Here is a 26096-nt window from a genome sequence, read left to right on the forward strand (position 1 = left end):
CTTATGTAGCCCAAATAATTTATGATTTTGTCAATGATTAGATAGGAATAAATAAGATTAGACATTGGGACTAAGAAAAAAATAAGGTTAAGAACAAATTATGGATAATTTTCTTAAAGTAACACCATCCAATATGGTCATGCCCACAAACTAAGTGCCCAACTTGCCTCTTTAAAAAACAATCTACAAAACGAAACCTGATATCTATTACTTATAAGTCAATAGATAAATTTTGATCTGAAATATCTGAGTAGACAGCAATTAATACAGGATAATATATGCATTAAGTAGTCCCTAAAAATCAGCAGATCAAAGTTATTTGTACTTTGTTAAAATTTTGCTATTTTTTTGCAAAAAGATGTTAAGATAATAGTAACCCGTATATAAGGAGAATTTTAAAGATATGGCCTCAGAAAAGAAAGTAAAAGCAGTAACTGTTCTGCGTAGTGATTCAGACTTTGGTGGCGCCCCAGATGTTGTCAGTGGTGGAAAGACCAAGAAGAAAAAGAAAAAACAGTCTGTAAAAATGGTAGAGGGACCTGTACTCGATCTAGCCAAGCAATTTGATAAGGCAACTACTGCATACCGAGAAGGTCACGAAAAGTCTAATTCCAAGAAAAAAGATGGTTGGATTAAAGATTTTCCTAAGAATACAACAAAGGCTCTAGGTAAATTTAAAATCCCTTTTAACCCCTTTTAAAATCCCTGGTTGATCATAAGTTAGCAGAAGACCCATGCTCTCCTGAAAGGGAGCATTGGGATTAATGTTAATCTCAATGTTACTCTTTATAAGAGTATATGATAAGGTAAATAAGCTTGGTAGGCTAGCACTTTAAGTTGCAGTAGAAACCTAAAATATTGAGGCTGGGGAACACCTATATGTTCCAAGTTCCAATAACTTCAGGTCTAAAAAGGTCTATATACAGCTAAAAGCAAAAAATAGGTGATTTATATTATCTTGTGTGTTAATTATTTTACTCCTAGATAATTTTAATCCCAAAATAACAACCGTAAAAAAATAAAGCCCATAGGTAACAGTCACATTAGTTAGTAAATTTATTCCTTATTTATTGCTTATTTTGTGGCTAGTTACTAAAATATTCCCAAACAAAATACTAAAATCGAAATCAACAAGTTGGCATGATAAATCTAAAGTAGAATCTTTAAAGAGATAGTAATGCTAGCTGTCGAGTAGATTTTGGATATGTGATGGTATTTAACTGAAAATTTTGATGAGGAGAAATAAAAAATGGTAATGTCAGGAGAAACGAAGAAACCTCAGGAGGCAAACACTATTATTCTGGAGTTTCCTGCAGCAAAAAGCGATGATATTAAAGACTTGCGTAAGGGTGAAGGAAAGATCTTCAAAAAAATAGCTAAAACTATTGAACAACTACAAGAGGCAGGTGAAATTGGAGAGAATGTACAACCTGTAATAGCTATCGTCAATAAAAAGAAAAAAGACGGTGGTCTCCTAGGTTAAAAATAAAAATAGAAGTTTCCGGGTAGTAAGAACTTAGTAGTGTAGTTCGGAGTGAATAGAATAATTCTATTCACTAAATAAATAGCTATTAAGTACCTAACCGTATAAACTTTTAAAGTACGGAAATTGCATCTAAGCAGTTTCCGTTTATATAGATAATAAATGATCCCATAATCTTTATTAAGGGCATCTAGATAACTAAAACACACAAATAAATCAAACACCTCAGTCACACAAGGAATTGAAATAGATCAAGTGAAGATACTATTAGTTTGTACAGAAAAATTACCAGTACCTTGTATAAGAGGTGGAGCTATTCAAACATATATAGATGGTATTCTACCTTACCTAAAACGAGAGCATGAAATTACAGTATTCTCAGTGGCAGACCCCGATCTACCAGATAGGGAAATTAGAGACAATATTCGCTACGAGCGTGCTCCTAGAGAAACTTCTGAGGAATACTATCAAGCTGTAGCCAATTTTGTAGGAGGCCAAAAATTTGATTGGATAGTAATTTATAATCGCCCCAAATATTTATCCATAGTAGCTAAGGCAGCTCCAGAGAGTCGCTTTCTACTTAGTATGCACAACGAAATGTTCCATGATAAGAAAATTGACCCACAAGAGGCAATTATCTGCTTGGAAAGAGTAGAAAAAGTAGTGACAGTCAGTAAATTTATTGCTGATGGGATAGCAAAATTATTTCCAGAATATCAACACAAGCTACAACCTGTATATGCTGGAGTAGACCTCAAACGCTTTCAGCCTAAGTGGATAGAAGCGGCAGAAGAAAAACGCAAAGAAATGTTGGCTGTTCATGGTTTAGAAGATAAACAAGTAATCCTTTGTGTGGGTAGATTAACAGATAAAAAAGGACCTCATCTGTTAATATCTGCGATCGCCAAAGTAATAAAAAAACACCCATCTGCTGTATTATTGCTAGTAGGTAGTAAATGGTACGGTCATAATAAGGAAAATGATTATGTCCGTGAAATTAAAGCAGAAGCCGAAAAATTGGGACCAGCAGTTCAGATGACAGGATTTATTCCACCATCTGAAGTTGCAGATTATTTCCTATTAGGTGATATATTTGTATGTGCATCTCAATGGGAAGAACCTCTAGCTAGGGTGCATTACGAGGCAATGGCTAGTGGACTATGTACTATTACTACTGCTAGGGGAGGCAACCCTGAAGTAATTATTCCAGGTAAAAATGGTATTGTAATCACAGACTACGAAAATTCTGACGCATTTGCTACTCAGATAGACTACTTATTGTCAAGGCCAAAAGAGAGTGAAGAAATGGGAAGAACAGGACGCGAGCTAGCTGAATTATATTACAGTTGGTCAAGGGTGGCTTGGGATATTTTGAGTATCATTAATGATTCAAAATCAACTACTTTAGATACACTGGGGCTAATAGAGCAAAATAAAGAAGCTGGATAGCAAAATAAAGAAGTTGGATTAAAGATAAAGCCGATTTTTTCCTAACTTCAAATTAGGGTGAATCAAATTAGGAATTAGATAAAATCCTCCAGTTATCAACAAGTTATTGCATTTACTACTCTACTACTAACTATAGTCTAAAAAAGTTTCCTTGCTTAAATTCTTCCTTTTTTCTTAATGAATGCATGACTTTTGACCTTCTCTGTCATACGATAACTAATGAGCCAGATTTATATCAAGTCCTAAAACCTAGAACAATGAATATTTGTATTGGTTGATTTTATGAAGGAACAACAAAAGAGCGACCTAATAGCAATTATTGGCATTGCTTGTCGATTTCCAGGAGCAGATGACTATAACCAGTTCTGGGAAAATATGGAGGCAGGAGTAAATAGCATCACTGAAATTCCTCCCCAAAGATGGGAAATAGAAAAGCATTATTCCCCTATTCCTAATCAACCAAATAAGACAATAAGTAAGTGGGGAGGATTAGTAAAAGGGATAGATGAGTTCGACGCAGAGTTTTTTAGTATCTCTCGTAGAGAAGCAGGAAAAGTAGACCCACAACATAGAATTATGTTGGAATTGAGCTGGTCTTGTATAGAAGATGGAGGTTACTCACCATCTGAACTTTCAGGTAAAGATGTAGGTGTTTTTATGGGGGCGTGTAACTATGACTCCATTCTATTAATGAACCGAGATCAAGAAAATGTAGAAGGTCATAGTGGAACAGGGACTTGGACTTGTATGATTCCCAACCGCATCTCTTCATTTTTTAACTTTCACGGTCCAAGTATTCCCATTGATACAGCTTGTTCAAGTTCACTGGTAGCTATTCATTACGCACTTAAATCCCTCAAAGAATCAGAATGTGAAATGGCATTAGTAGGTGGGATAAGTGTGTTATTCACCTCAACAACATACATCCAGATGAGTCAATTGGGAATGTTGTCGCCAACAGGACAATGCCGAACATTTAGTAGTGATGCTGATGGTTATGTGAGGGGAGAAGGAGCAGGAGTTGTATTATTAAAACCTCTGACAAAAGCAATAGAAGATGGCGATCGGATTTATAGTGTCATTCAAGGAAGTGCAATTAATCACGGAGGAAGAGCAAGAACCATAACATCTCCTAATGTGTACTCCCAAGCGCAAGTAATTCGTGCAGCCTATAGTAACGCTAATATTTCTCCAGATACAGTATCTTATATAGAATCCCATGGAACGGGCACACCATTGGGAGACCCGATAGAAATTAATGCTTTGAAAAGAGCTTACAGACAACTTTATCAGCAGTATGGAGTAGAAAAAACTGAGAAACCCTACTGTGGTATAGGAGCAGTCAAAAGTAACGTAGGTCATTTGGAAGGAGCAGCAGGAATTGCTGGATTAATCAAAGTCTTATTAGCAATGAAGTACAAAAAGCTCCCCAAAATTGTCAACTTCAAGGAATTAAATCCCCGCATTAACATTAAAGATACTCCTTTCTATTTCATAGAGGAAACTCAAGAATGGAAACGATTAAAAAATGAATCAGGAGAAGAGATTCCTAGACGTGCAGGTTTAAGTTCTTTTGGTATCGGCGGCGTTAATGCTCATATTGTATTAGAAGAACCCCAAGAAGAAGTCAAAAATGAAGATTCTCTAGAGCGCCCGCTACAGATTTTAACACTTTCAGCGAAGACAGAGAAAGCACTAAGGGAACTAGCAACAAAATATAAGACTTATTTAGAATCACAAACTGAATCATCCCTACCAAATATCTGCTTCAGTGCTAATACAGGGCGGACACATTTTGCCGAAAAACTGGCAATAGTAGCAGAGTCAAACAGTGATTTACCAAAAAAATTAGCAGATTTTCTTCAGGATAATGAAACAAGCAGAGTGCTAAGAGGAAAAGCAGAAAGTCAAGACAAGGAAATTGCTTTTCTGTTCACTGGACAAGGGTCTCAATATATAGATATGGGACGACAATTATATGAGACTCAACCCACATTTCAAAAAATTCTAGACCAATGCAATGAAATTCTGAAAGAATATTTAGAAGTACCTTTATTAGAAGTTTTATATCCTCAAAATGCACAAAATTCAAGCTCTTTACTAGACCAAACAAGTTATACCCAACCTGCTCTGTTTGCCCTTGAATATGCTTTAGCTAAGTTATGGGAATCTTGGGGGATTAAACCGAATGTGGTGATGGGTCATAGTGTAGGAGAATATGTAGCAGCAACAGTAGCAGGAGTATTCAACTTAGAAGATGGTCTCAAATTAATCGCCATGCGGGGACGGTTGATGCAAAAGTTACCCCCCGGTGGGGAGATGGTGTCCTTGTTAGCATCAGAATCTCTAGTGAGAGAGGCGATCGGAGAATATAGTTCCCAAGTAGCAATAGCAGCGATTAATGGACCAGAAAGTATCGTGATTTCTGGTGAAAGTGAAGCCATAGCAAGTATTTGTAGTAAATTAGAATCGGCAGGAGTTAAGACCAAGCATTTACAAGTGTCCCATGCGTTCCATTCCCCTTTAATGGAGCCAATGTTGTCAGAGTTTGAAGCAGTAGCTAATCAAATAACCTACAACAAACCAAAAATACCAGTAGTATCCAATCTCATAGGAACAATAGCAGACGATAGTATTGCTTCAGCCCAATATTGGGTAGATCATGTGCGTCAACCAGTGCGGTTTGCCCAAGGGATGGAAGCTTTGCACAAACAAGGTGCTGAAATATTCCTGGAAATCGGACCAAAACCGATATTATTAGGTATGGGGCGTCAGTGTCTCATGGGGACAAAAAAACTATGGTTTCCAAGTTTACGTTCCGGTAAACCAGACTGGTTACAAATGCTGCAAAGTTTGGGTGAATTGTATATACGGGGAATAAAAATTGATTGGTTAGGATTCGATCGCGATTATTTGCGTTATAAAGTAGCTTTGCCAACATATCCTTGGCAACGAAAAAAATATTGGCCTAGCAATATTCAACCAAAGAAAAATCAAGTTCAAAATAGCTCTGAAATTAAGGAAAGCGATCGCGAGCAAGCTGCTCGCCCTACAAATTTAGAAAAAAGGGATACTCCCGATATACAGCAACCAAAACTGAAATTATCCAACCCAGCCCTACTGTCTTTCCCGAAAACTACAGTAGCCCAACAACAACCAGCCAAAAGAGAATTGGCTCAATTAAAAGTTCTACCAACTCAGGAAGAACTTCCTCAAATAACCCAGCAATATCTTGAAGTAAAAAATCAAGATATTGTTATTAACCAAGAACCAACACAGGAGCCAAAAACTATGAATAGAGAACAAGTTGAACAACTGAAACAAGAGTATGAAGAAAAAGGATACTGTCAAGTCAAAAAATTATTTGATATTTCAGAAATAAAAAGAATCCAAGAGACATTGGACAATGCCAAACAAGCAAGTAATATCTCCGCAGAAAAAGTAAGCATGAAACTGGGGGGAGTGGATGATATTGATACCACAGATCATGCTTATGACTTAGTGAAATACGATTTTGTATCTTCCTTTATCCAAGAAAAGCTGGCTCTGCTGAATTACATCACAGGCAAAAACTTGATGATCATGCACAACGCTCTATTTTCGGTGGAACCAAACCGAAAAGGATTATCTTGGCATGTGGGAGTCGGTTCATTTTCATTTACCAAAACAGAAGACTATGGTGCTTCTATCTGGATACCACTAGATATAATCACTAAAGAATATCGAGGTGGAATGCAATATGTGCCGCTCGAAAAATTTCCTGGTCAGTTTTATTACACTGTTTTTGACTTACATTTACAAAATAATATTAAGTGGGATGAATCTCAAGGAGATTTGAATGACTATGTTGCCAACGCGAATACTATCTATAATAATATTCAGGAAGATGTAATAGATTATACTATCAAAGATAGTTATGAAGAAGACCCCTATGATCTTGGGGATGCGTTTTTCTTCAATAAATATGTCTTACATAGATCAGTTCCATTAAAACCGGGTTTACATAAGTTACGTCGTGCTTTTGTAATTCGACTGGTAGATTATGACACACGGGTAGATGAGCAGCGATTGGGTTTATTCTCAAAATACTCTCAATTGCATTCGAGATACTACAAAACTCTACCTCGTTACAACAAAGATAGTGTTTTAGTAATGGTTTCCCGTGCCGTTAATAAAGGGTTAAAATCTCCCTACTTACGAGACATTCCTCATGTGCAACAAACCTTACCAGAAAGAATGGCAACTGGATCTATCAGTTTTGATGAAATATCAAGCACTCCTTCTCCCAGAGATTCAGTTCCTCAAACTCAGCAACCTTTAAGAACATTACAACCACTGACTCAACCCCAGGTAAATCAGGTAAACATATCAGAAGTAAAGCAGGTCCTCAAAAAGCAGTTAGCAGAAGCCCTGTATACAGATATCAGCGAAATAGCCGAAGACAAGAAATTTGTGGATTTAGGGTTAGACTCAATTATTGGGGTAGAACTGACAAATACAATTAATCAAATTTACAACTTAAACCTCAAAGCCACGAAGTTGTATGATTATCCTACTTTATTAGAGTTAGCGCCATATATTGCCCAAATCTTATCAACTCAGGGCACAAACTCCCAAGTTAATCAGGTAGGTTCGGTTCCTCAAACTCAGCAACCGTTAAAAACTTTACAACCATTGCCTCAAACTCAGGTAAACCAGGTAAACGTATCAGAAGTAAAGCAGACTCTCAAAGCACAATTAGCGGAAGCTCTTTATACAGATATCAGCGAAATAGCCGAAGATAAGAAATTTGTGGATTTAGGGTTAGACTCAATTATTGGGGTAGAATTGACAAACACAATTAATCAAACTTACAACTTAAACCTCAAAGCTACCAAGTTGTATGATTATCCTACCTTGTTAGACTTAGCGCCATATATTGCCCAGGAAATTGCTGCTAGTGGCAACAGTAAATTAACTCAAGGTAATGGCAATGGAGCTGCTCCCCAAGGATATTCACCAAATAACGGTTCATCAGGAGCATCTTCAGATGAGATGAGTCAAAAAGAACGCTTGCGTGCGATCCTAAATAAGGTGGCTAATAATGAGTTGACTGTCCAGGAGGCAAACCAACTGGTTAAACAGATCAAACAACAGGCTAGAGTTTAAAAATAAATTTTAAGAGAACGATATGAGCAAAGAACAAATACTCAACATAATTAGAAAATACACTCGTGAAATAGCACCAGAATTAGAAGAAGTTCCCTTAGAACCTACTGATAGTTTAAAAAACTTAGGTATAGATTCAGTTAATCGGGCCGAAATTATTATGATGGTGATGGAAGATTTATCCTTGAATATTCCCCGTATTGAACTAGCTGGAGCGAATAATATTGGCGAACTAGCTGATTTATTTGCAGCGAAGTTATAGTATTTCCTTATGATTTCGATGTTATCTGTCATTAGATATCTCCAGAAAAGAGGGAACAGGGAAAAGGGAACAGGGAACAGGGAAAAGGGGGGAGTAATTGATAATTTATGGATAAGAATTGATTGGATTTTTCATTTTTGGAGAAGTCTATTAGTCAGTTAAAAAACAGGGAGAGCTAGTATGAATGATATCAAGATAACTGGTATGGGTATTGTTACTCCCATTGGTCAAGGAGTTAACGCATTTAGGGAAGCTCTATTCTCAGGCAAAACTAAATTTGGTTATCTGCAACGACCAGGAAGAGAAAACCCTAGTAAACCATTTATTGGTGCAGAACTGCCAGAGCTTGATATCAGATCCATATTTCCTCAATACAGTGGATTGTTACGCAGTGCAACTTGGAGTTCACAAATAGCCCTGGTCGCTCTTGCCCAAGCCTGGGAAGATGCCAAACTAACCTCTGACAAAGTTAACCCCGAACGTATTGGTTTAGTCATTGGTGGTTCTAATTTGCAACAACGCCATCAGCAACAAACCTGGCAACGTTATCAATCACGTCCTGAATTTATACGGCCAACTTATGGACTGACAGTTTGGGATACTGATATGTTGGGCTTACTTTCCCAATGTTTTCAGATTCAAGGAGAAGGATACAGTGTTGGTGGAGCATCTGCTAGTGGAGCAGTCGCTATTATTCATGCAGCTCGCCAAATTTTAACAGGGGCTACGGATATAAGTATTGCCGTTGGTAGTCTATTTGACCTCTCTGCTTATGAANCTTATGGACTGACAGTTTGGGATACTGATATGTTGGGCTTACTTTCCCAATGTTTTCAGATTCAAGGAGAAGGATACAGTGTTGGTGGAGCATCTGCTAGTGGAGCAGTCGCTATTATTCATGCAGCTCGCCAAATTTTAACAGGGGCTACGGATATAAGTATTGCCGTTGGTAGTCTATTTGACCTCTCTGCTTATGAATGTCAGGGACTAACAAATTTGGGAGCTATGGGTAGCGAACGTTTTGCCGATAGTCCAGAACTTGCCTGTAGACCATTTGACCAGAACCATGATGGTTTTATCTATGGAGAAGGTTGTGGAGTTTTAGTCCTAGAAAGAGCTAATCACGCTCAAGCAAGAGGAGTAGTTTCTCAAGGAAAACTCCTTGGTTGGGGGTTAAATTTAGATGGTAATCGTAGTCCTGAACCATCCCAAACTGGGGAAGAACGAGCCATGAATTCAGCTTTAGCTATGGCAGACTTAAAACCAGAGCAAATAGATTATCTCAATACTCATGGTACCAGTTCGCCCCTTGGTGACAGGACAGAAGTAGCTGCCTTAAAATCTGTAGGACTTAACCATTGTCTGGTAAATTCAACTAAGTCTTTAACTGGTCACTGTTTAACGGGTGCTGGAGTGGTGGAAACGATCGCTACTTTATTACAAATGAACTCTAGTTTTTGCCATCCAACCCATAATTTAGTTAGCCCCATTGATGATACATTAAATTGGGTCAAAGAAACTGCTGTCCAAGCAGAAATTCAATATGCTATAAGCAACAGTTTTGCTTTTGGCGGCATCAATACAGCTCTATTAATGAGCAAGGAGTAAAGGTATGCAGCAAGTTGGCATTGAAGCCTTAAATATATACGGAGGCGCAGCAAAATTAGATGTGCGAACCCTGGCGGAAGGACGTAAATTAGACTGGGACCGCTTCAAGAATCTAATGATGAAAGAGAAAACGGTTCCTATGCCTTATGAAGATCCGGTTTCTTATGCAGTTAATGCAGCCAAGCCAATCATTGATGGCTTGAGTGATGCTGACAAGCAGCGGATAGAAATGGTAATTACCTGTAGTGAGTCTGGCATTGACTTTGGGAAATCTATGAGTACTTATGTCCAGGAACATTTGGGTCTAAGTCGTAACTGCCGAATGTTTGAACTCAAGCAAGCTTGTTACTCAGGGACAGCGGGCTTGCAGATGGCAATAAACTTTATTTTATCCCAAACATCTCCTGGAGCTAAAGCTTTAGTTATAGCAACTGATATATCTCGGTTTATAGTTGCAGAGGGAGGAGAAGGGGTTAGTGAAGATTTGTCTTTTGCAGAACCGAGTAATGGTGCTGGAGCAGTTGCTCTTTTGGTAAGTGATGTACCTCAAATTTTTCAAGTTGATGTGGGATGCAACGGTTACTATGGCTATGAAGTAATGGATACCTGTAGACCGAATCCAGATTCAGAAGCAGGAGATGCAGATTTATCATTGCTTTCTTACCTAGACTGTTGTGAAAATGCCTACCAACATTATCAAAGCCGTGTTGAAGGTGTAGACTACCAAGAAAGTTTTGATTATTTGAGTTTTCATACCCCTTTTGGTGGTATGGTTAAAGGTGCTCATAGAAGTATGATGCGTAAATTTAAAAGGGCTAAACCGCCGGAAATTGAAACGGACTTTCAAAGAAGGGTAATGCCTGGGTTAGTATACTGTCAACAAGTGGGCAATATTATGGGAGCAACAGTGCTTTTATCCCTAGTCAGTACGATTGACAATGGGGAATTTAGTGCCCCTCGCAGAATAGGGATGTTTTCCTATGGTTCTGGTTGTTGTTCCGAATTTTTTAGTGGGGTTGTGACTCAAGAAGGCAAGCAAATTCAAGCTCAACAAGGTATATCTGCCCAGTTGGCAGACCGCTATTCTATAAGTATGGAGGAATATGAGCAATTACTCTATCATAATAATGCAGTTGCCTTTGGCACCAGAAATGTAACCTTGGACTATCAACTTTTCCCTGGAGTCTGGGATAAAATAGCAGGTAAGGGTCGATTAGTCTTAAAAAGAATCAAGGAATTTCACCGAGAATACGAATGGGTATAGCTATTTCAATAATTAACAATTGATAATTACCTCTTCTTTTTAAGAAGAAGAGGAGAGGATTGGTTAAAATGAATTTTTTTGTTTTTTTTCCCTTGAAAGGAGAAGCATTAAATCTTAATTTTTCGGTAGAATACAGAACATGAGCAAAAAAGCTGAGAGCTGAAAAAAAAGGATGATTCAGGTTGACAAACCATTGATAAAGCTATAGTATCTATTATGTATTATAAAACCCTAAAGATAAATCATCAACCACTTGTACAAAGAATTCAAATCTATCGTCCAGAAGCTAACAATAGCATCAACAAGCAGCTAACTCAAGAATTATTATCAGCTTTACAAGCTGCCGAAGTAGAGGAAACAGTTAAAGTAGTTATTCTAGAAGGACTACCTGATGTGTTTTGTGCAGGGATGGATTTTCAAGAAGTAGTAGGTGGAGAGGGCGTCGCTCCCAAATTTTTTTTAGACAGTTACTACAACGTCCTGAAACAAATGTCTCAAAGTAGCAAAGTAATTTTGTCCCTTGTTCGTGGTAAAGTGCAAGCAGGGGGGGTTGGTTTCGTAGCAGCAAGCGATCTAGTTATTGCCGATCAAACTGCTACATTTGCCAATACGGAACTATTATTTGGTTTATTACCTGCCTGTGTATTACCATTTTTGATTCGTAGAATCGGATTTCAAAAAGCCCACCGTTTATCACTAACAACTCAAACAATATCAGCAGAAGAAGCTTATAACTGGGGTTTAGTTGATGAATATAGTAATGACCCTAATAAAATAATCAGTAAATATATTAGACGTTTAAAATTATTACCATCATCAGGTGTTCAAGAATTAAAAAACTTTATTAATCAGTTATGGGTTATTCAAGAAGAAACTCAAGATTTAGCAGTTAACAAAGCTGCTGAGATGATACTTTCTACTACTGCGCAAGAAAGAATTGAACAATTTATAAAAAATGGGGGAACTCCATGACAAAGCTGAATTTTAATTCTGAAGTGGTAGAACTGGCAGAATTAGGGAATGGTGTTGTTCAAATTACAATGAAAGATGAGGCAAATCTGAATACCTTGTCTACAGGAATACGTGAGGGATTAAGTAAGTGTTTTGGCGCAGTTGCTCAAAACAAGAGCTATAAAGTGGTTATATTAACAGGTAATGGCAATTATTTTTGTGCAGGGGCAGGAATATCATATTTAAGAAAAAGGATTAGAGGAGAAGCAGGTGTTATTGATTTATCAGGATCGATGTTGGATTGTGAAATCCCGATAATTTCAGCTATGCAAGGGCATAGTCTGGGAGGGGGCTTTCTAATGGGCTTATATGCAGATTTCCTTGTGTTAAGCCAAGAAAGTATTTACACAATTAACTTCATGGAATATGGTTTTACCCCGGTAGGAGCAACATCATTAATCTTGCGAGAGAAATTCGGAGCCGCATTAGCGCAAGAAATGATGTACACTGGTAAAAGATATCGTGGGCAAGAACTAGCTAAACGGGGTATTCCTTTTCCAGTTGTTCCAAAGCAGGATGTGCTAAATCATGCTCAAAGATTAGCTCAGGAAATAGCCAAAAAGCCTAGATTATCTATAGTAAGTTTAAAGGAACTCTTAACTTCCGAAATTAGAAAAAAAATTCCAGAAGTTATGGAGAAAGAACTAGAGACACACTATGTGACATTTAATCAACCAGAAGTAGCTAGTCGGATTAAGAAAGTATTTGACGAAACAATGATGCCTAATACTCAAGGGACTGTAGAACAGGGAATACAGGAAAATAAATCAAACTCTCAACCACTTCAGTTAAAGATATCTAGTTATGGTATATTAAAGAATCTATATTGGGCACCTCTAGAACGTCGAATTCCTAAACCTACAGAAGTAGAGGTTCAACTTAAAGCTGTAGCACTTAATTTTCGGGAAATACTCAACGCATTAGGTCTTTTCAATGAGGAAAACCTACGAAGATTTGGTATTAGTAAAGCTGAGGAACTAACCTTTGGTTGTGAGGGTGCAGCTACTGTTGTCGCTGTTGGATCGGAAGTGTCTCAGTGGCAAGTCGGTGATGAAGTTATATTCAGGGGTTGGGATTTATTTAGTAGTTTCATTACCTGTTCAGCAGATAAATTATTGGCTCAACCCTCTAATTTAAGTATGATTGAGTCAGCTACTATTCCCGTATCTTTTTTCACTGCATATTACGGGTTGCATGATTTAGCAAAAATTCAACCTGGAGATAGAGTATTAATTCATGCAGCTTCAGGTGGTGCTGGACAAGCTGCAGTTAAGTTAGCTCAATATTTTGGGGCAGAAGTATTCGCCACTACCAGTCAAAAGAAGATGTCTTTTGTCCGGGAACAGGGAGTAAAGCATATAATGAATTCACGGACTACGGAGTTTGCCGATGAGGTAATGGAAATTACTCAAGGACGTGGAGTGGATATTATTTTCAATAGTGTGACTCATGGAGATCACATCCAGAAAAATATAGATATCTTGGCTCAAGGAGGACGATATCTGGAAATTGGCAAGCTTAATATCTGGAGTCACGAGGAAGTTTCTCAGAGAAGGCCAGATGTTAAGTATTTTCCTTTTGATTTCTCAGAAGAAATAGAAAGAGACGACAAACTAAATCCAAGAATATGGGAAAGTTTATTACCTCTATTTGAGTCTGGTGTTCTCCAACCATTACCNTAGATATCTTGGCTCAAGGAGGACGATATCTGGAAATTGGCAAGCTTAATATCTGGAGTCACGAGGAAGTTTCTCAGAGAAGGCCAGATGTTAAGTATTTTCCTTTTGATTTCTCAGAAGAAATAGAAAGAGACGACAAACTAAATCCAAGAATATGGGAAAGTTTATTACCTCTATTTGAGTCTGGTGTTCTCCAACCATTACCTTACAAAGTATTTCCGAGTGAAGATGTTATTGAAGCTTTCCGTTATATGCAGCATAGTAAGCATATTGGTAAGATAGTCGTAACAATGCCAGGGTTTTCTTATGGGGAAGAAGGAGAAGAAAAAGTGAATAGTTATCAGCAAAATAATCAAGGCCAGATGAATCAAAATCAAGATATACTAAATAAATTACAATCAGGCAATATTTCTTTAGATGATGCGGAACAATTATTGTTAGGTTTGAGCCAAGAAGAAGTAGAACCAAATCAAGATATACTAAATAAATTACAATCGGGTAATATTTCTTTAGATGATGCGGAACAATTATTGTTAGGTTTAAGCCAAGAAGAAGAACTAGAACCAAAAACTATAAAGCAACAGATAAATTCTGACGATCCACAGGGAATATTATCTTTGCTCAGTACAGGAGAAATATCTTTAGAAAATGCTGAAAGTTTTTTATTAGAAGAAGCAGCAAAATCACAAAAAAAAAATGATGAATTAACTGTAGTTCAGAATAATATAGGAACTACAGATGTAGCTATTATAGGAATATCATGTCGATATCCAGGAGCCAAAAATTGGCAAGAATTTTGGGAAAATTTGAAGGGAGGGGTTGATAGTGTAACAGAAGCTCCTCCCGGAAGATGGGAAGAACAAGAATGGTACGATCCAGATCCGAAAAATCCGCGTACTTCCTATTCAAAATCCGCTGGTTTTATAGAGGAAATAGACAAATTTGACCCTTTATTTTTTCAAATTTCTCCAGAAGAAGCTCAATTTATTGAACCTCAGCAGAGAATATTTTTAGAGGAAGCTTATCATGCTATTGAAGATGCTGGATATGCTGCTGACTCTCTCAAGGGTAAACAATGTGGAGTATTTGTAGGAGCCTCAACATTTGGTGATTATATCAAGTTGCTGGCAAGATATGGATTAGAGACTAATCGACTGGTGGGGACAGGAAATATGTTGTCAGTTGTTCCGGCAAGAATAGCCTATTTCCTGGATCTTAAGGGTCCTGTAACAGTTATTGATACTGCTTGTTCATCTTCCTTAGTCGCGCTGCATCAAGCTTGTGAAAGTATTCAAAGTGGGGAGAGCGAAATGGCGATCGCCGGAGGTATTGCTATTATGGAGACAGCAGACTTCCAAATTTTAGCGAGTCAGTTTCAAGTAGTATCCCCAGAAGGGCGTTGCAAAACTTTTGATGCTTCAGCATCTGGTCCAGCGTGGAGTGAAGGTTGTGGTGTGGTATTGCTAAAGAGGCTCGACCAAGCTATTCGCGATAATGACTATATTTATGGTGTGGTCAAGGGTACGGGTGTTAATTATGATGGTAATACAAATGGAATTAGTGCCCCCAGTGGTAAGTCACAAGTCCAGTTAGAAGAAGGGGTTTATCGGAAGTTTGGAATTAATCCAGAAACTATCAGTTATGTAGAAGCTCATGGAACGGCAACACCTTTAGGAGATCCTATTGAGGTTGAAGCTTTAACAGAAGTATTTTCTAAGTGNGGTCAAGGGTACGGGTGTTAATTATGATGGTAATACAAATGGAATTAGTGCCCCCAGTGGTAAGTCACAAGTCCAGTTAGAAGAAGGGGTTTATCGGAAGTTTGGAATTAATCCAGAAACTATCAGTTATGTAGAAGCTCATGGAACGGCAACACCTTTAGGAGATCCTATTGAGGTTGAAGCTTTAACAGAAGTATTTTCTAAGTGGACGAGTAAAAAGCAGTTTTGTCCGATCGGATCTGTTAAGACAAATATTGGTCATCCAAGTTGGGCTGCGGGAATTGCTGGTTTGATCAAGACAGTTTTGTGCCTCAAGAATCAAAAGTTGGTTCCTTCCTTACACTTCAATAAAGCAAATCCACATATTGATTTTGAGAACAGTCCTTTCTATGTCAACACAGAATTAAGAGATTGGGAAATAGAGACGGATAAACCAAGACGTGCTACAGTGAGTTCCTTTGGTTTTAGTGGTACGAATGCTCATATAGTTTTGGAAGAAGCACCGAGTCAAGTCAAAAGTAGGGGCGAATGGCCATTCGCCCTTACAAAAGTCAAAAATGGAGAAAATTTAGAACGTTCAGTTAATATATTAACTTTGTCAGCTAAAACAGAAACATCTCTGTCTGAGTTAGTCAAAAGTTATCAAAGTTATATCAAAAATAATCCCGAATTAAGAATAGGTGATATTTGCTATACGGCGAATACAGGACGTACTCATTTCAACTACAGATTAGCAGTTGTCGGCTCTAACCAAGAAGAATTAGTCGAAAAACTTCAACAACAGCAAGACGGAGAAAAAGTAGCTGGAGTTTATTCAAGGGCTAAAAATGCCTTCCTTTTCACAGGTCAAGGTTCTCAATATGTGAATATGGGAAGGAAGTTGTATGAACAGTCACCAATTTTCCGTGAAGCGATCGACCAATGCGATAAAATTCTTAGGACTTTAGAAACCTTCCAGGCAAAGTCATTACAAGAAATTATCTATCCAGCAGATGATTCATCAGATGACTCCATACTCGACCAAACAGCTTATACTCAACCCTGTTTATTTGCTGTAGAATATGCTCTCTACAAAGTGTGGGAATCTTGGGGTATTCAACCAGATGTAGTCATGGGTCACAGCGTAGGAGAATATGTAGCAGCAACAGTAGCAGGGGTATTGAGTTTAGAAGATGGCTTGAAACTTATTGCTGCCAGGGGAAGATTAATGCAGCAATTACCTGCTGGTGGTGGAATGACTTCAGTTATGGCTTCAGAGTCGAAAGTTTTAGAGACATTGAAGGCGATGTCCCTGGAAGAAAAAGTAGCTATTGCAGCCATCAATGGACCTCAAAGTATCGTAATTTCTGGGGAGTTAGAAGCAGTAGGAGAGATAGCAAGTAAGCTAGAATCATCGGGAATTAAAACCAAACAACTACAGGTATCCCATGCTTTCCATTCCCATCTAATGGAACCAATGCTGGCGGAATTTGAAGCAGTAGCCAAACAAATAAGTTATAATCGGCCTCAGATAAAACTGATATCTAATGTTACTGGTAAGTTGGAAGATGCTGAGATTACTTCTGCCGAATATTGGGTAAATCATGTGCGTCAACCAGTCCGGTTTGCCGAGAGTATGATAACTCTGCATGAGAAAGGATATGAGTTATTCCTGGAAATCGGACCGAAACCAATTTTGTTGGGTATGGGTCGTCGATGTCTACCACGAGAGGTTGGTGTATGGTTGCCTTCTTTGCGTCCAGGGGTAGATGAATGGCAGTTGATGTTGTCTAGTTTAGGACAATTGTATGCGCAGGGATACAAAGTAAATTGGTTAGAGTTTCACCAAGGCTATAACTGTGAGAAAGTAGTATTGCCGACTTATCCATTCCAACGAGAAAGGTATTGGGTAGAAGCTCAAGGTAGTTACCAACAAAAACCCTATTGGTCAATAGCTAACAATAAAAATCTGCACCCGTTACTAGGAGAAAAAATTAACTTAGCGGGATTAGATAATCAACATCGTTTCCAATCGCACTTCACAGCAGAATCTCCAAGTTACCTGAGTGACCACAAAGTATTTCAGAAGGTATTATTTCCTGGCACAGGTTATCTAGAAATAGCGACTTCGGTTGGCAAAAATCTATTCACAAGTCAAGAGCAAGTAGTAGTTTCTGAGGTACACATACTGCGAGGATTGGTTTTACCAGAAACGGAAGCCAAGACAGTACAAATAGTAGCTATCCCCGCAGAAGATAACAAAAGCTATAAGTTTGAGATATTCAGCAGCTCAGAAGGGGAAAATCAACAGAAACCTGAATGGGTGTTGCACACCAAAGGCAAGATATATACGGAGCCAACCACAAACAGTCCAGCTAAAATTGACTTAGAGAAATATCAAGCTGAGTGTAATCAAGCAATAGAAATTAAAGAGCATTACCAAGAATGTAGCTCAAGAGGAATAGACTACGGCAGCACTTTCCAAGGAATCAAACAGTTGTGGAAAGGTGAAGGAAAAGCCCTAGGAGAAATAATTTTATCAGAGGAATTAACAACTCAGTTAGCAGACTATCAGCTACATCCAGCCCTATTAGATGCAGCCCTGCAAATGATATTGTATTCCATAACAGATATAGAAGCGGACAAGACCTATCTACCAGTAGGGATACAAAAATTCAAAGTGTATGGTCAGACAATAAGTCATGTATGGGCGATCGTAGAAATGCGACCAAACAGTTTAACAGGGGATATTCGTCTGGTAGATAACGAGGGAACTTTACTAGCAGAAATTGAGGGATTAAGGATAACGCCAACGACAGCATCAGCTCTATTGAAGAGTTTGCAACCAGATATCAGTCATTGGTTTTATCAAATAAATTGGCAAACTCAACCCCTACCAGCAGATAGTCTATCAGCAGCAACGGGTAAATGGTTAGTTTTAGCTAAGGATACTGAATTAGTAACAGCATTAACTAATAAAGGTCAGGAGTGTATCAGAGTATCACCAGGAGACAAGTACGAGCAAATAAGTCCGCAGCACTATCAAATCAATCCCACTAATGGGGAAGAATTTAAACAACTCCTAGAAGAAAACCCAGGGATTACAAAAATTGTGCATCTGTGGAGTTGGCAGTCAACCGAAATTAAAGAAGTGTTAGACTTAGAGAATATTCAGGCTCAAAATTGTGCTTCAGTTTTAAATTTGGTGCAAGCAACCCTCAATAGCAAACCTGAAACATTCCCGCAGCTCTGGTTAGTCACCCAAGGAAGCCAGAGTGTGATATCAGACTCGGAAGTAATTAACCCCGAATATGCAAGTTTATGGGGNGTGGAGTTGGCAGTCAACCGAAATTAAAGAAGTGTTAGACTTAGAGAATATTCAGGCTCAAAATTGTGCTTCAGTTTTAAATTTGGTGCAAGCAACCCTCAATAGCAAACCTGAAACATTCCCGCAGCTCTGGTTAGTCACCCAAGGAAGCCAGAGTGTGATATCAGACTCGGAAGTAATTAACCCCGAATATGCAAGTTTATGGGGACTAGGACAAATAATAACCCTAGAACACCCAGAATTGAGATGTAAACGGATAGACTGTTACCCAGAATCAACAAACCTAGACTCCCTAATAGCGGAACTATTATCAGAAGATACAGAAGACCAGATAGGGATACGTCAGGGAAATCGTTATGTAGCTAGACTGGAACAAAAACGACAGCAAAACAAAATTTCAGATACCCAACCAGTACAATTAAAACTGGCAGAATATGGATCTATCGACAACCTTAAATGGCAGCAAATGCAGCGCCGTATTCCTGAAGCTAAGGAAGTGGAAATTGAGGTAGTGGCAGTAGGACTAAACTTGCGAGATGTACTCAACTCCCTAGGATTACTCAAAGACTATTATGCTGAACATCTGGGCGTTAGCAGTGTAGAGGAACTTACCTTCGGTTTTGAATGTGCCGGTAAAATCTCTGCGGTAGGGGAAGAAGTCTCAGAGTGGCAAGTAGGAGACGAAGTAATGTTAACCATGATCCATGACGGTTTCAGTAGCTTCATCACTGCTCCAGCAGAATATGTCATGGCCAAGCCGAAATCAATGAGTTTCAATGAAGCGGCGACTCTACCTCTAACATTTGTCACTGCCTATTATGGGTTGCAGAAATTAGCCAAAATTAAAGCAGGCGATCGGGTGTTGATTCATTCTGCAGCCGGAGGAGTAGGGCAAGCTGCGGTACAAATAGCTCAACTTGCAGGGGCTGAAATCTTTGCTACTGCTAGTCCGGGTAAATGGGATTTTCTCAAATCCATGGGGATTAAACACATTATGAATTCTCGCACTCTAGATTTTGCTAAGGAAATCAAAGAGATTACCGGAGGAGAAGGGGTTGATGTAGTTTTGAATAGCCTGAATGGAGACCACATTCCCTACAGTTTGGAAGCATTAGCTCCAAAAGGAAGATTTGTAGAAATCGGCAAAATTGGCATTTGGGACAAAGAGCAAGTCGAGGAAAAACGACCAGATATCAGCTATTTTCCTTTTGATTTAGGAGATGTAGTCAAAGAGAACCCCGGTATCATGGGAGAAATATCGGAGGAATTAACCCAGGAATGGAACCAAGGAAAACTCAGAGCGCTACCTTATAAAGTGTTTTCCAATACAGAAATTACAACAGCTTTCCGGTATATGCAGCAAGCCAAGCATATAGGAAAGATAGTGCTGGAGATGCCACAAGTATCGACAGGGGAGCCAATATCAATCCAAGCAGAAGCAAGTTATTTGATTACAGGAGGATTAGGAGCATTAGGACTGGAAGTCGCCCAATGGATGGTAACTCAAGGTGCGAGAAATATTGTTTTAACAGGACGTAGCGCTCCCAAGGAAACAGCACAAGAAATTATAGAAGAGTTAGAAACAGCAGGAGCCAAGATTAGTTTTTTATTGGGGGATGTTGCCAAACAAGAAGATGTAGCTAAAATGTTCCAGCAGATGGAGGCGTCATTGCCCCCACTTAAAGGAGTAATTCATTCTGCTGGGGTGTTGGACGATGGCGTGCTGCGAAATCTGACTTGGCAGCAATTTACGAAAGTAATGTCTCCCAAGGTGACAGGAACTTGGCATTTGCATCAGAATACCAAAGATTTATCATTAGATTTCTTTATCTGTTTTTCCTCTATGGCAGCAATGGTAGGAAATGCTGGCCAAGGCAACTATGCTGCGGCCAATGCTTTTATGGATGCGATCGCCCACTACCGCCGAGGCCAAAGATTACCAGGATTGAGTATTAACTGGGGAGCATGGACAGCAGGAGGAATGGCTGCTCGTTTAGCAGGTGGACATCAGAATCGGATTCAAGGCAGTGGGGTTATGGCTATTGAACCCCAACAAGGAATGCAGGCGTTGGAGTTACTTTTATCAGGAGCATCAAGTCAAGTAGGTGTGTTGCCTGTTAATTGGTCTGAATTTTTCAGGCAAATGCCTATGGCACAGAAAATGCCATTGTTATCAGGGTTTGTTTCGTCTGCTGTATCGGCACCTGAAACAAAAGAAACTAAGATTTTAGAACAGCTAAAAGAATCCTCACCAGAGGAGCGAGCCAATATTTTAGTAGATTATTTTAAAGGTAAGCTAGCTGGTATGTTGGGAATGACTGGTTCCCAAATAGATGCAGATCAACCTTTAACTGCTATGGGGCTTGATTCTTTGATGGCGGTTGAGTTGCGGAATTTGGTGCAAAGGGAATTAGGGTTTGATATACCAATTGAAAAAATAATTGAAGGTATCAGTATTACCCAGATGGTTAATTTAGTAGTTGAGCAACTTTTATTAGAAGAAATTAGTTACTCAAATACTGCACAGACAACAGAAGAGGACGATGAAGATATGGAGGAAATTACTTTATGAATTTGACTCAAGTTCTGTCTCAAATCTCTAGCCAAGGTATTAAATTATGGGCTGAAGGGGATGAATTAAAAATCCGCGCTCCCAAGGGGGCGTTGACACCAGAAATTCGCGATTTATTATCCCAAAATAAGCTGGAATTATTACAGTTACTTCAGGGAAAAACTAATAATATTGATGCGACTTCTGTGCCTTTAGTCTCTGTTTCTAGGGATAAAGATTTACCAGTTTCTTATCAACAAGAACGTCTCTGGACAGTAGACCAACTAATGCCAGGTATGGCAAATCTTAATCTGTGTATAGCAGTAAGAATAGAAGGTTTAATAGACATTGAAATTCTGCAAAAAAGCTGGAATGAAATTATTAGTCGTTATGACATTTTGAGGACTAATTTCGCTTTTGTTGAAGGGTCATTAGTGCAGGTAGTTATTCCTAGTTTGACTAATGAAANTCTCTGGACAGTAGACCAACTAATGCCAGGTATGGCAAATCTTAATCTGTGTATAGCAGTAAGAATAGAAGGTTTAATAGACATTGAAATTCTGCAAAAAAGCTGGAATGAAATTATTAGTCGTTATGACATTTTGAGGACTAATTTCGCTTTTGTTGAAGGGTCATTAGTGCAGGTAGTTATTCCTAGTTTGACTAATGAAATTTCAGTATTAGATTATCCAGACTTAAGCGCAACTGAACAAGAGAAAACATTCAAAGAGGTTTTTGAAGAGGAATCAGCACAATCATTTGATTTGTCTCAAGGTCAATTATTTAGTCTGAAGCTGTTAAGATTTAGCGAAAAAGAGGGAGTATTAGTATTAATATTTCATCACATTATTAGTGATGGTTTATCCCTCAATTTATTAGACCGCGAACTCATAAATTTATATGATTCTTATCTGAGTAAAAAAGAGTCTCCCTTAAAAGAATTAGATATTCAATATGGAGATTATGCTGTTTGGCAGCGAGAGTGGTTACAAGGAGATGTATTAGAAAAGGGGTTAAATTATTGGAAACAACAACTAACGGATATTTCCACGTTGTATCCTGTACCACCTGATATTTTTCAAGTATCTCAAAGCTCTGAAAATATTAAGGACGAGAAAAATTTTCTGATACCTAGCACTACATGGTCTGTAGTTCAAAAAGTAAGTAATCAATACAATGTTACTCCTGTAGTTATCTTTCTTTCAGTGTTTTATGTATTGATACTTCAATACTCACTAAAAGATGATATTATTGTTGGTCTTCCAGTTGCGGGAAGGGTACATCACAAATTAGAATCTGCCATAGGTTTCTTTACTGATACTGTCCTATTACGCGGTAAGATTCCTGATAATTTGACATTCCAAGAATTACTGAATAAAGTCAAAGAAATTACCGTAGAGGCTTATGCAAATCAACATATTCCTCTAAATTTGGTCGCGAAGTTGGTAGATCAGCAAAATTATCAACAACAATACAAAAATTTATTTCAGCTTTTCTTTGACTATATTGACTTAGGAAACGAGGAGACGAGAAAATATTCCAATGTCACCGCAGATTTAATAGAAGAAAAGTTTCCTAGAGATATAGATTTATTCTTTACTTTATTGAAAAAAAATCAGGAGTTAAAAGGGTCTTTAATCTACAACTCTGAATTGTTTGAAGAAGAAACAATTACAGCGATGGTAGATTCCTATCTGTTGATTCTAGAAAAAGGAATTAATGCTCCTGAGACGAAAATAAATGAATTAGAACTATCAGAAAATCTAGCAAAACATAAGGCAGAAATTCACAGTCAATCAAGAAAAATAAATCTGATAGAAACAGGTTTAAAATCTCTGAGTGAAGTGAAAGAGTCTGCTATTTTGAGCAAGGATAATCAACTGGTTGCTTATGTAGTAATTGACGATAATTATTCTGTAGATAAAGTAAAATCATACCTAGAATCTTATCTATCTTCTGATTTTCTCCCTAATGCTTATGTACCTATTTCTACTCTACCAAAAACAGAATCAGGAGAAATAGACGAAACTGCTTTAACAAGTTTAGAAGTTATTGACTCAGAATTAATAAACCGTTGGGAAGAAAAATTGCGATCGCATCCGGAAATAGAGGAAGTTGCGGTAGTTGTCCAGCGAAAACAAGCTTACCCAGTTATACCAGAAAGTAGGGGTTTGGTCTCCAAACCCAACCCCGCTACACCCGACTACACAATACCACTAACTGAAGAAAATGTTGCAGATACCGCTCCTGGTGAAGTAGACGAGATAGCAGCATCGGTAGAATTTCAAACCTGGGCAGATTTATTACCAGGTACCGATGAACCAGCAATATATAGCACAGATAGTCGCCAACCTCTGACTCATGCACAACTAAAAGATTTTGTCAAGTCACCCCCAGATAACGCTAGTCTCAGCTATCTGGGGATTAAAATAACAGACCGCGTATGTGCTGCCACTCCCAATGGACCAGAAGCAGCAACAGCATTTTTGTCCTTAGCACAACAATGTGTGTTTGCACCCATTAGCACATCTTTGACAGAAAAGCAAGTTCAATTTGAGTTGGAAGACCTGGGTGCAGTAGCTTTAGTCTTGCAAAGGGGAGAAGCTAACAGCACAGAGAATGAAAAATTAAAAGCTTGTGCTGAAGGTTTAGGAGTACGAGTCATTGAGTTAATACCCGATACTTCAGTATGCGGTTTATTTACCCTGGAAGAAGTTACTACGAATAAGGAAAATCATCAACCAATAACAGGAGATGATAATAAACCTACTCGTGACCATGTAGCTTTAGTGCTGCATACCAGTGGAACAACCAGAAAACCGAAAACGGTACCTTTGACTCACGGAAATTTGACATCAGGCTCCCTGACTATTAGTCGGACTATACAACTGACTCCAGAAGACACCTGTATCAATATTATGCCGCTATTTCATATCCATGGTCTTTCCGTTAATATTCTGGGAACGATATTAGCAGGTGCTAGCGTACTTTGCACCCCAGGGTTATACGCCACAGAAAACGGAGTGGGTGACTTCTTCAAATGGTTGAAACCAGAAGAGGGAAGCGATAGAAAGAAAATAACTTGGTATTCCGCTGTCCCAACCATGCACCAAGCAATTTTGGAATATGCAGAACAAGCAATAGCTGAAACAGGTAAAGCTCCCGAACACTCCCTCCGCTTAATTCGGAACTGTTCGGCAGCACTACTACCAGCGATCGCCGACCGAATGGCAACCGCATTTAACTGTGAAGTCTTACCTACTTATGCGATGACAGAATCTATGCCTATTTGTAGTCCAGAAGTAGGAAAAGGCTTACTCAAGCGTGGTTCTGTAGGTCGTGCTGCTGGTCCAACAGTAATAATTGGAGATGTCAAAGCAAATGAGCAAGGCAAACCAGTATTAAATGTACTAGAACCCTATGGCGAGGGAGAAGTAATGGTCCGGGGTGCTTGCGTCACCGCCGGATATGAGTTACGGGAATGGATGGATTATAATCCCAATGAGGAAGCATTTATCGACGGTTGGTTAAGAACAGGGGATAAGGGTTACAAAGACAAAGACGGTTATGTTTATCTAGTAGGTCGGTTCAAAGAAATTATTAACCGCGCTGGAGAAAAAATTAGTCCGATGGCAGTAGAAGATGTATTGCAACGCCATCCAGCAGTAGGTCAGGTAGTTGTATTTGCAGCGCCCCATGAACTTTTTGGTGAAGTAGTGGGAGCAGCAATAGTACCAGTACCAAATCAGACACGACCAACCCTCGCAGCATTACGCCAATTTGCCATCAAGGAAAAAGAACTGGAAACCCAATGGTTGCCAGAATGTTTAGTTTGGATGAATGCTATTCCTAAAGGTTTGACCGGAAAACCTGCCCGAATAGGTTTAGCCAAACGGTTAGAAATGCCGACTCTGACAACTGATGTGACAGCATCACCCCGAACTTTTGTAGCAACAGAAGGAGCGGATGGTAAGTATGTTTTAGAAACATTAGAACATCAAATTGAGAATGGAACAGGAGGTTGTCAGAATTTACAACAATTAACTGTTTATTTTACTTCCGAGACAACAGAATTTTCCCTGAGTCAGTTGTCAGAGTTGGAAGTACGCGATCGCTTTGGCACTCTCAGTAAAATTATGCCTTCTGCTTTCGTCCAGTTAGAGACACTACCATTAACATCTGATGGAAAAATCGACCGGAAACGGTTACAAAACCCTGATAAAAATGGTAGTTCTCAACCTGTACAACAAGGAAATGAAACTGAGCAAAAAATTGCTGCTATTTGGAAGGAGGTACTGCAAATAGAAGAAGTCGGTATTTATGATAACTTTTTTGAATTAGGAGGTAAGTCGGTACTGCTGATACAGGTGTATGGCAAGTTGCAAGAAATATTTGATATGAGCAATTTAAAGGTTATTGACTTGCTAGCAAACCCAACTGTTCATTCATTAAGTGAATTTATTGCGAGTGGCGGTGTAACTGAATCAGATAAAAAGACCAAAGTTAATTATGAGAAGCGTGTAAGTAAACGTCTCTCTAAGAAAAGTGAAAGGGGTAACATTCGGAAAAAACTTCGTTCTCAGAAATAGGGAATAGGGAGTAGGGGAAGAGGG

General features: G+C 38.7%; 14 protein-coding genes and 1 pseudogene. All 15 read left to right on the top strand.

Translation table 11 applies throughout. The features are described from left to right. Window positions 1-403: 403 nt before the first annotated feature. Window positions 404-700, top strand: coding sequence for a hypothetical protein (locus AFK68_RS33820; RefSeq protein WP_094678762.1), 297 nt, complete (start codon window positions 404-406; stop codon window positions 698-700). Window positions 701-1249: 549 nt separating this feature from the next. Continuing rightward, entirely contained in the window at window positions 1250-1483 is a 234-nt protein-coding gene (locus tag AFK68_RS33825) for a hypothetical protein (RefSeq protein ID WP_094678764.1), read from the top strand. Window positions 1484-1738: 255 nt separating this feature from the next. After that, on the top strand, window positions 1739-2932 hold the full coding sequence (locus AFK68_RS33830; protein WP_094678766.1) for a glycosyltransferase family 4 protein: 1194 nt from the start codon (window positions 1739-1741) through the stop codon (window positions 2930-2932). 282 nt (window positions 2933-3214) lie between these two features. Further along, window positions 3215-8080: a type I polyketide synthase gene (locus tag AFK68_RS33835; protein ID WP_094678768.1), complete on the top strand. Its 4866-nt coding sequence runs from the start codon at window positions 3215-3217 to the stop codon at window positions 8078-8080. 22 nt (window positions 8081-8102) lie between these two features. After that, window positions 8103-8342: an acyl carrier protein gene (locus tag AFK68_RS33840; protein ID WP_094678770.1), complete on the top strand. Its 240-nt coding sequence runs from the start codon at window positions 8103-8105 to the stop codon at window positions 8340-8342. 180 nt (window positions 8343-8522) lie between these two features. Then, a partial coding sequence (locus AFK68_RS40655) for a beta-ketoacyl synthase N-terminal-like domain-containing protein (RefSeq protein ID WP_305778167.1) occupies window positions 8523-9119 on the top strand: 597 nt, incomplete at its 3' end. A gap of 30 nt (window positions 9120-9149) precedes the next feature. After that, the gene (locus AFK68_RS40660; protein ID WP_246844635.1) at window positions 9150-9950 is read left to right on the top strand and encodes a beta-ketoacyl synthase N-terminal-like domain-containing protein; all 801 of its coding nucleotides are present in this window, start codon (window positions 9150-9152) and stop codon (window positions 9948-9950) included. A 4-nt stretch (window positions 9951-9954) separates the two neighbouring features. Then, window positions 9955-11214: a hydroxymethylglutaryl-CoA synthase family protein gene (locus tag AFK68_RS33850; RefSeq protein ID WP_094678774.1), complete on the top strand. Its 1260-nt coding sequence runs from the start codon at window positions 9955-9957 to the stop codon at window positions 11212-11214. 216 nt (window positions 11215-11430) lie between these two features. Next, window positions 11431-12186 carry an enoyl-CoA hydratase/isomerase gene (locus tag AFK68_RS33855; protein WP_094678776.1) on the top strand — a complete coding sequence of 252 codons (756 nt, stop codon included), beginning with the start codon at window positions 11431-11433 and terminating at the stop codon, window positions 12184-12186. Further along, window positions 12183-13903 (top strand): polyketide synthase (locus AFK68_RS47560; protein WP_168186774.1); only part of this gene is annotated, 1721 nt, incomplete at its 3' end. The genes AFK68_RS33855 and AFK68_RS47560, both read left to right, overlap by 4 nt. 9 nt (window positions 13904-13912) lie before the next feature. Further along, the coding region (locus AFK68_RS47565) for a beta-ketoacyl synthase N-terminal-like domain-containing protein (protein ID WP_371357689.1) at window positions 13913-15624 on the top strand (1712 nt) is incomplete at its 3' end. Window positions 15625-15668: 44 nt separating this feature from the next. Next, window positions 15669-18931: type I polyketide synthase (locus AFK68_RS33870; RefSeq protein WP_246844636.1), on the top strand; the 3263-nt coding region annotated here is incomplete at its 3' end. Between the two features lie 467 nt (window positions 18932-19398). After that, window positions 19399-21504, top strand: coding sequence for a type I polyketide synthase (locus AFK68_RS47570; RefSeq protein WP_371357690.1), 2106 nt, complete (start codon window positions 19399-19401; stop codon window positions 21502-21504). Further along, window positions 21501-21951, top strand: a 451-nt coding sequence (locus AFK68_RS47575; protein ID WP_371357688.1) for a condensation domain-containing protein, incomplete at its 3' end; no start/stop codon positions are given. The genes AFK68_RS47570 and AFK68_RS47575, both read left to right, overlap by 4 nt. A gap of 1 nt (window position 21952) precedes the next feature. Next, window positions 21953-26072 (top strand): annotated as a pseudogene (locus tag AFK68_RS43185) (condensation domain-containing protein); the annotation flags it as partial. Window positions 26073-26096: the final 24 nt, after the last annotated feature.

This window comes from Hydrocoleum sp. CS-953, assembly GCF_002260545.1.
Taxonomy (GTDB): domain Bacteria; phylum Cyanobacteriota; class Cyanobacteriia; order Cyanobacteriales; family Microcoleaceae; genus Trichodesmium.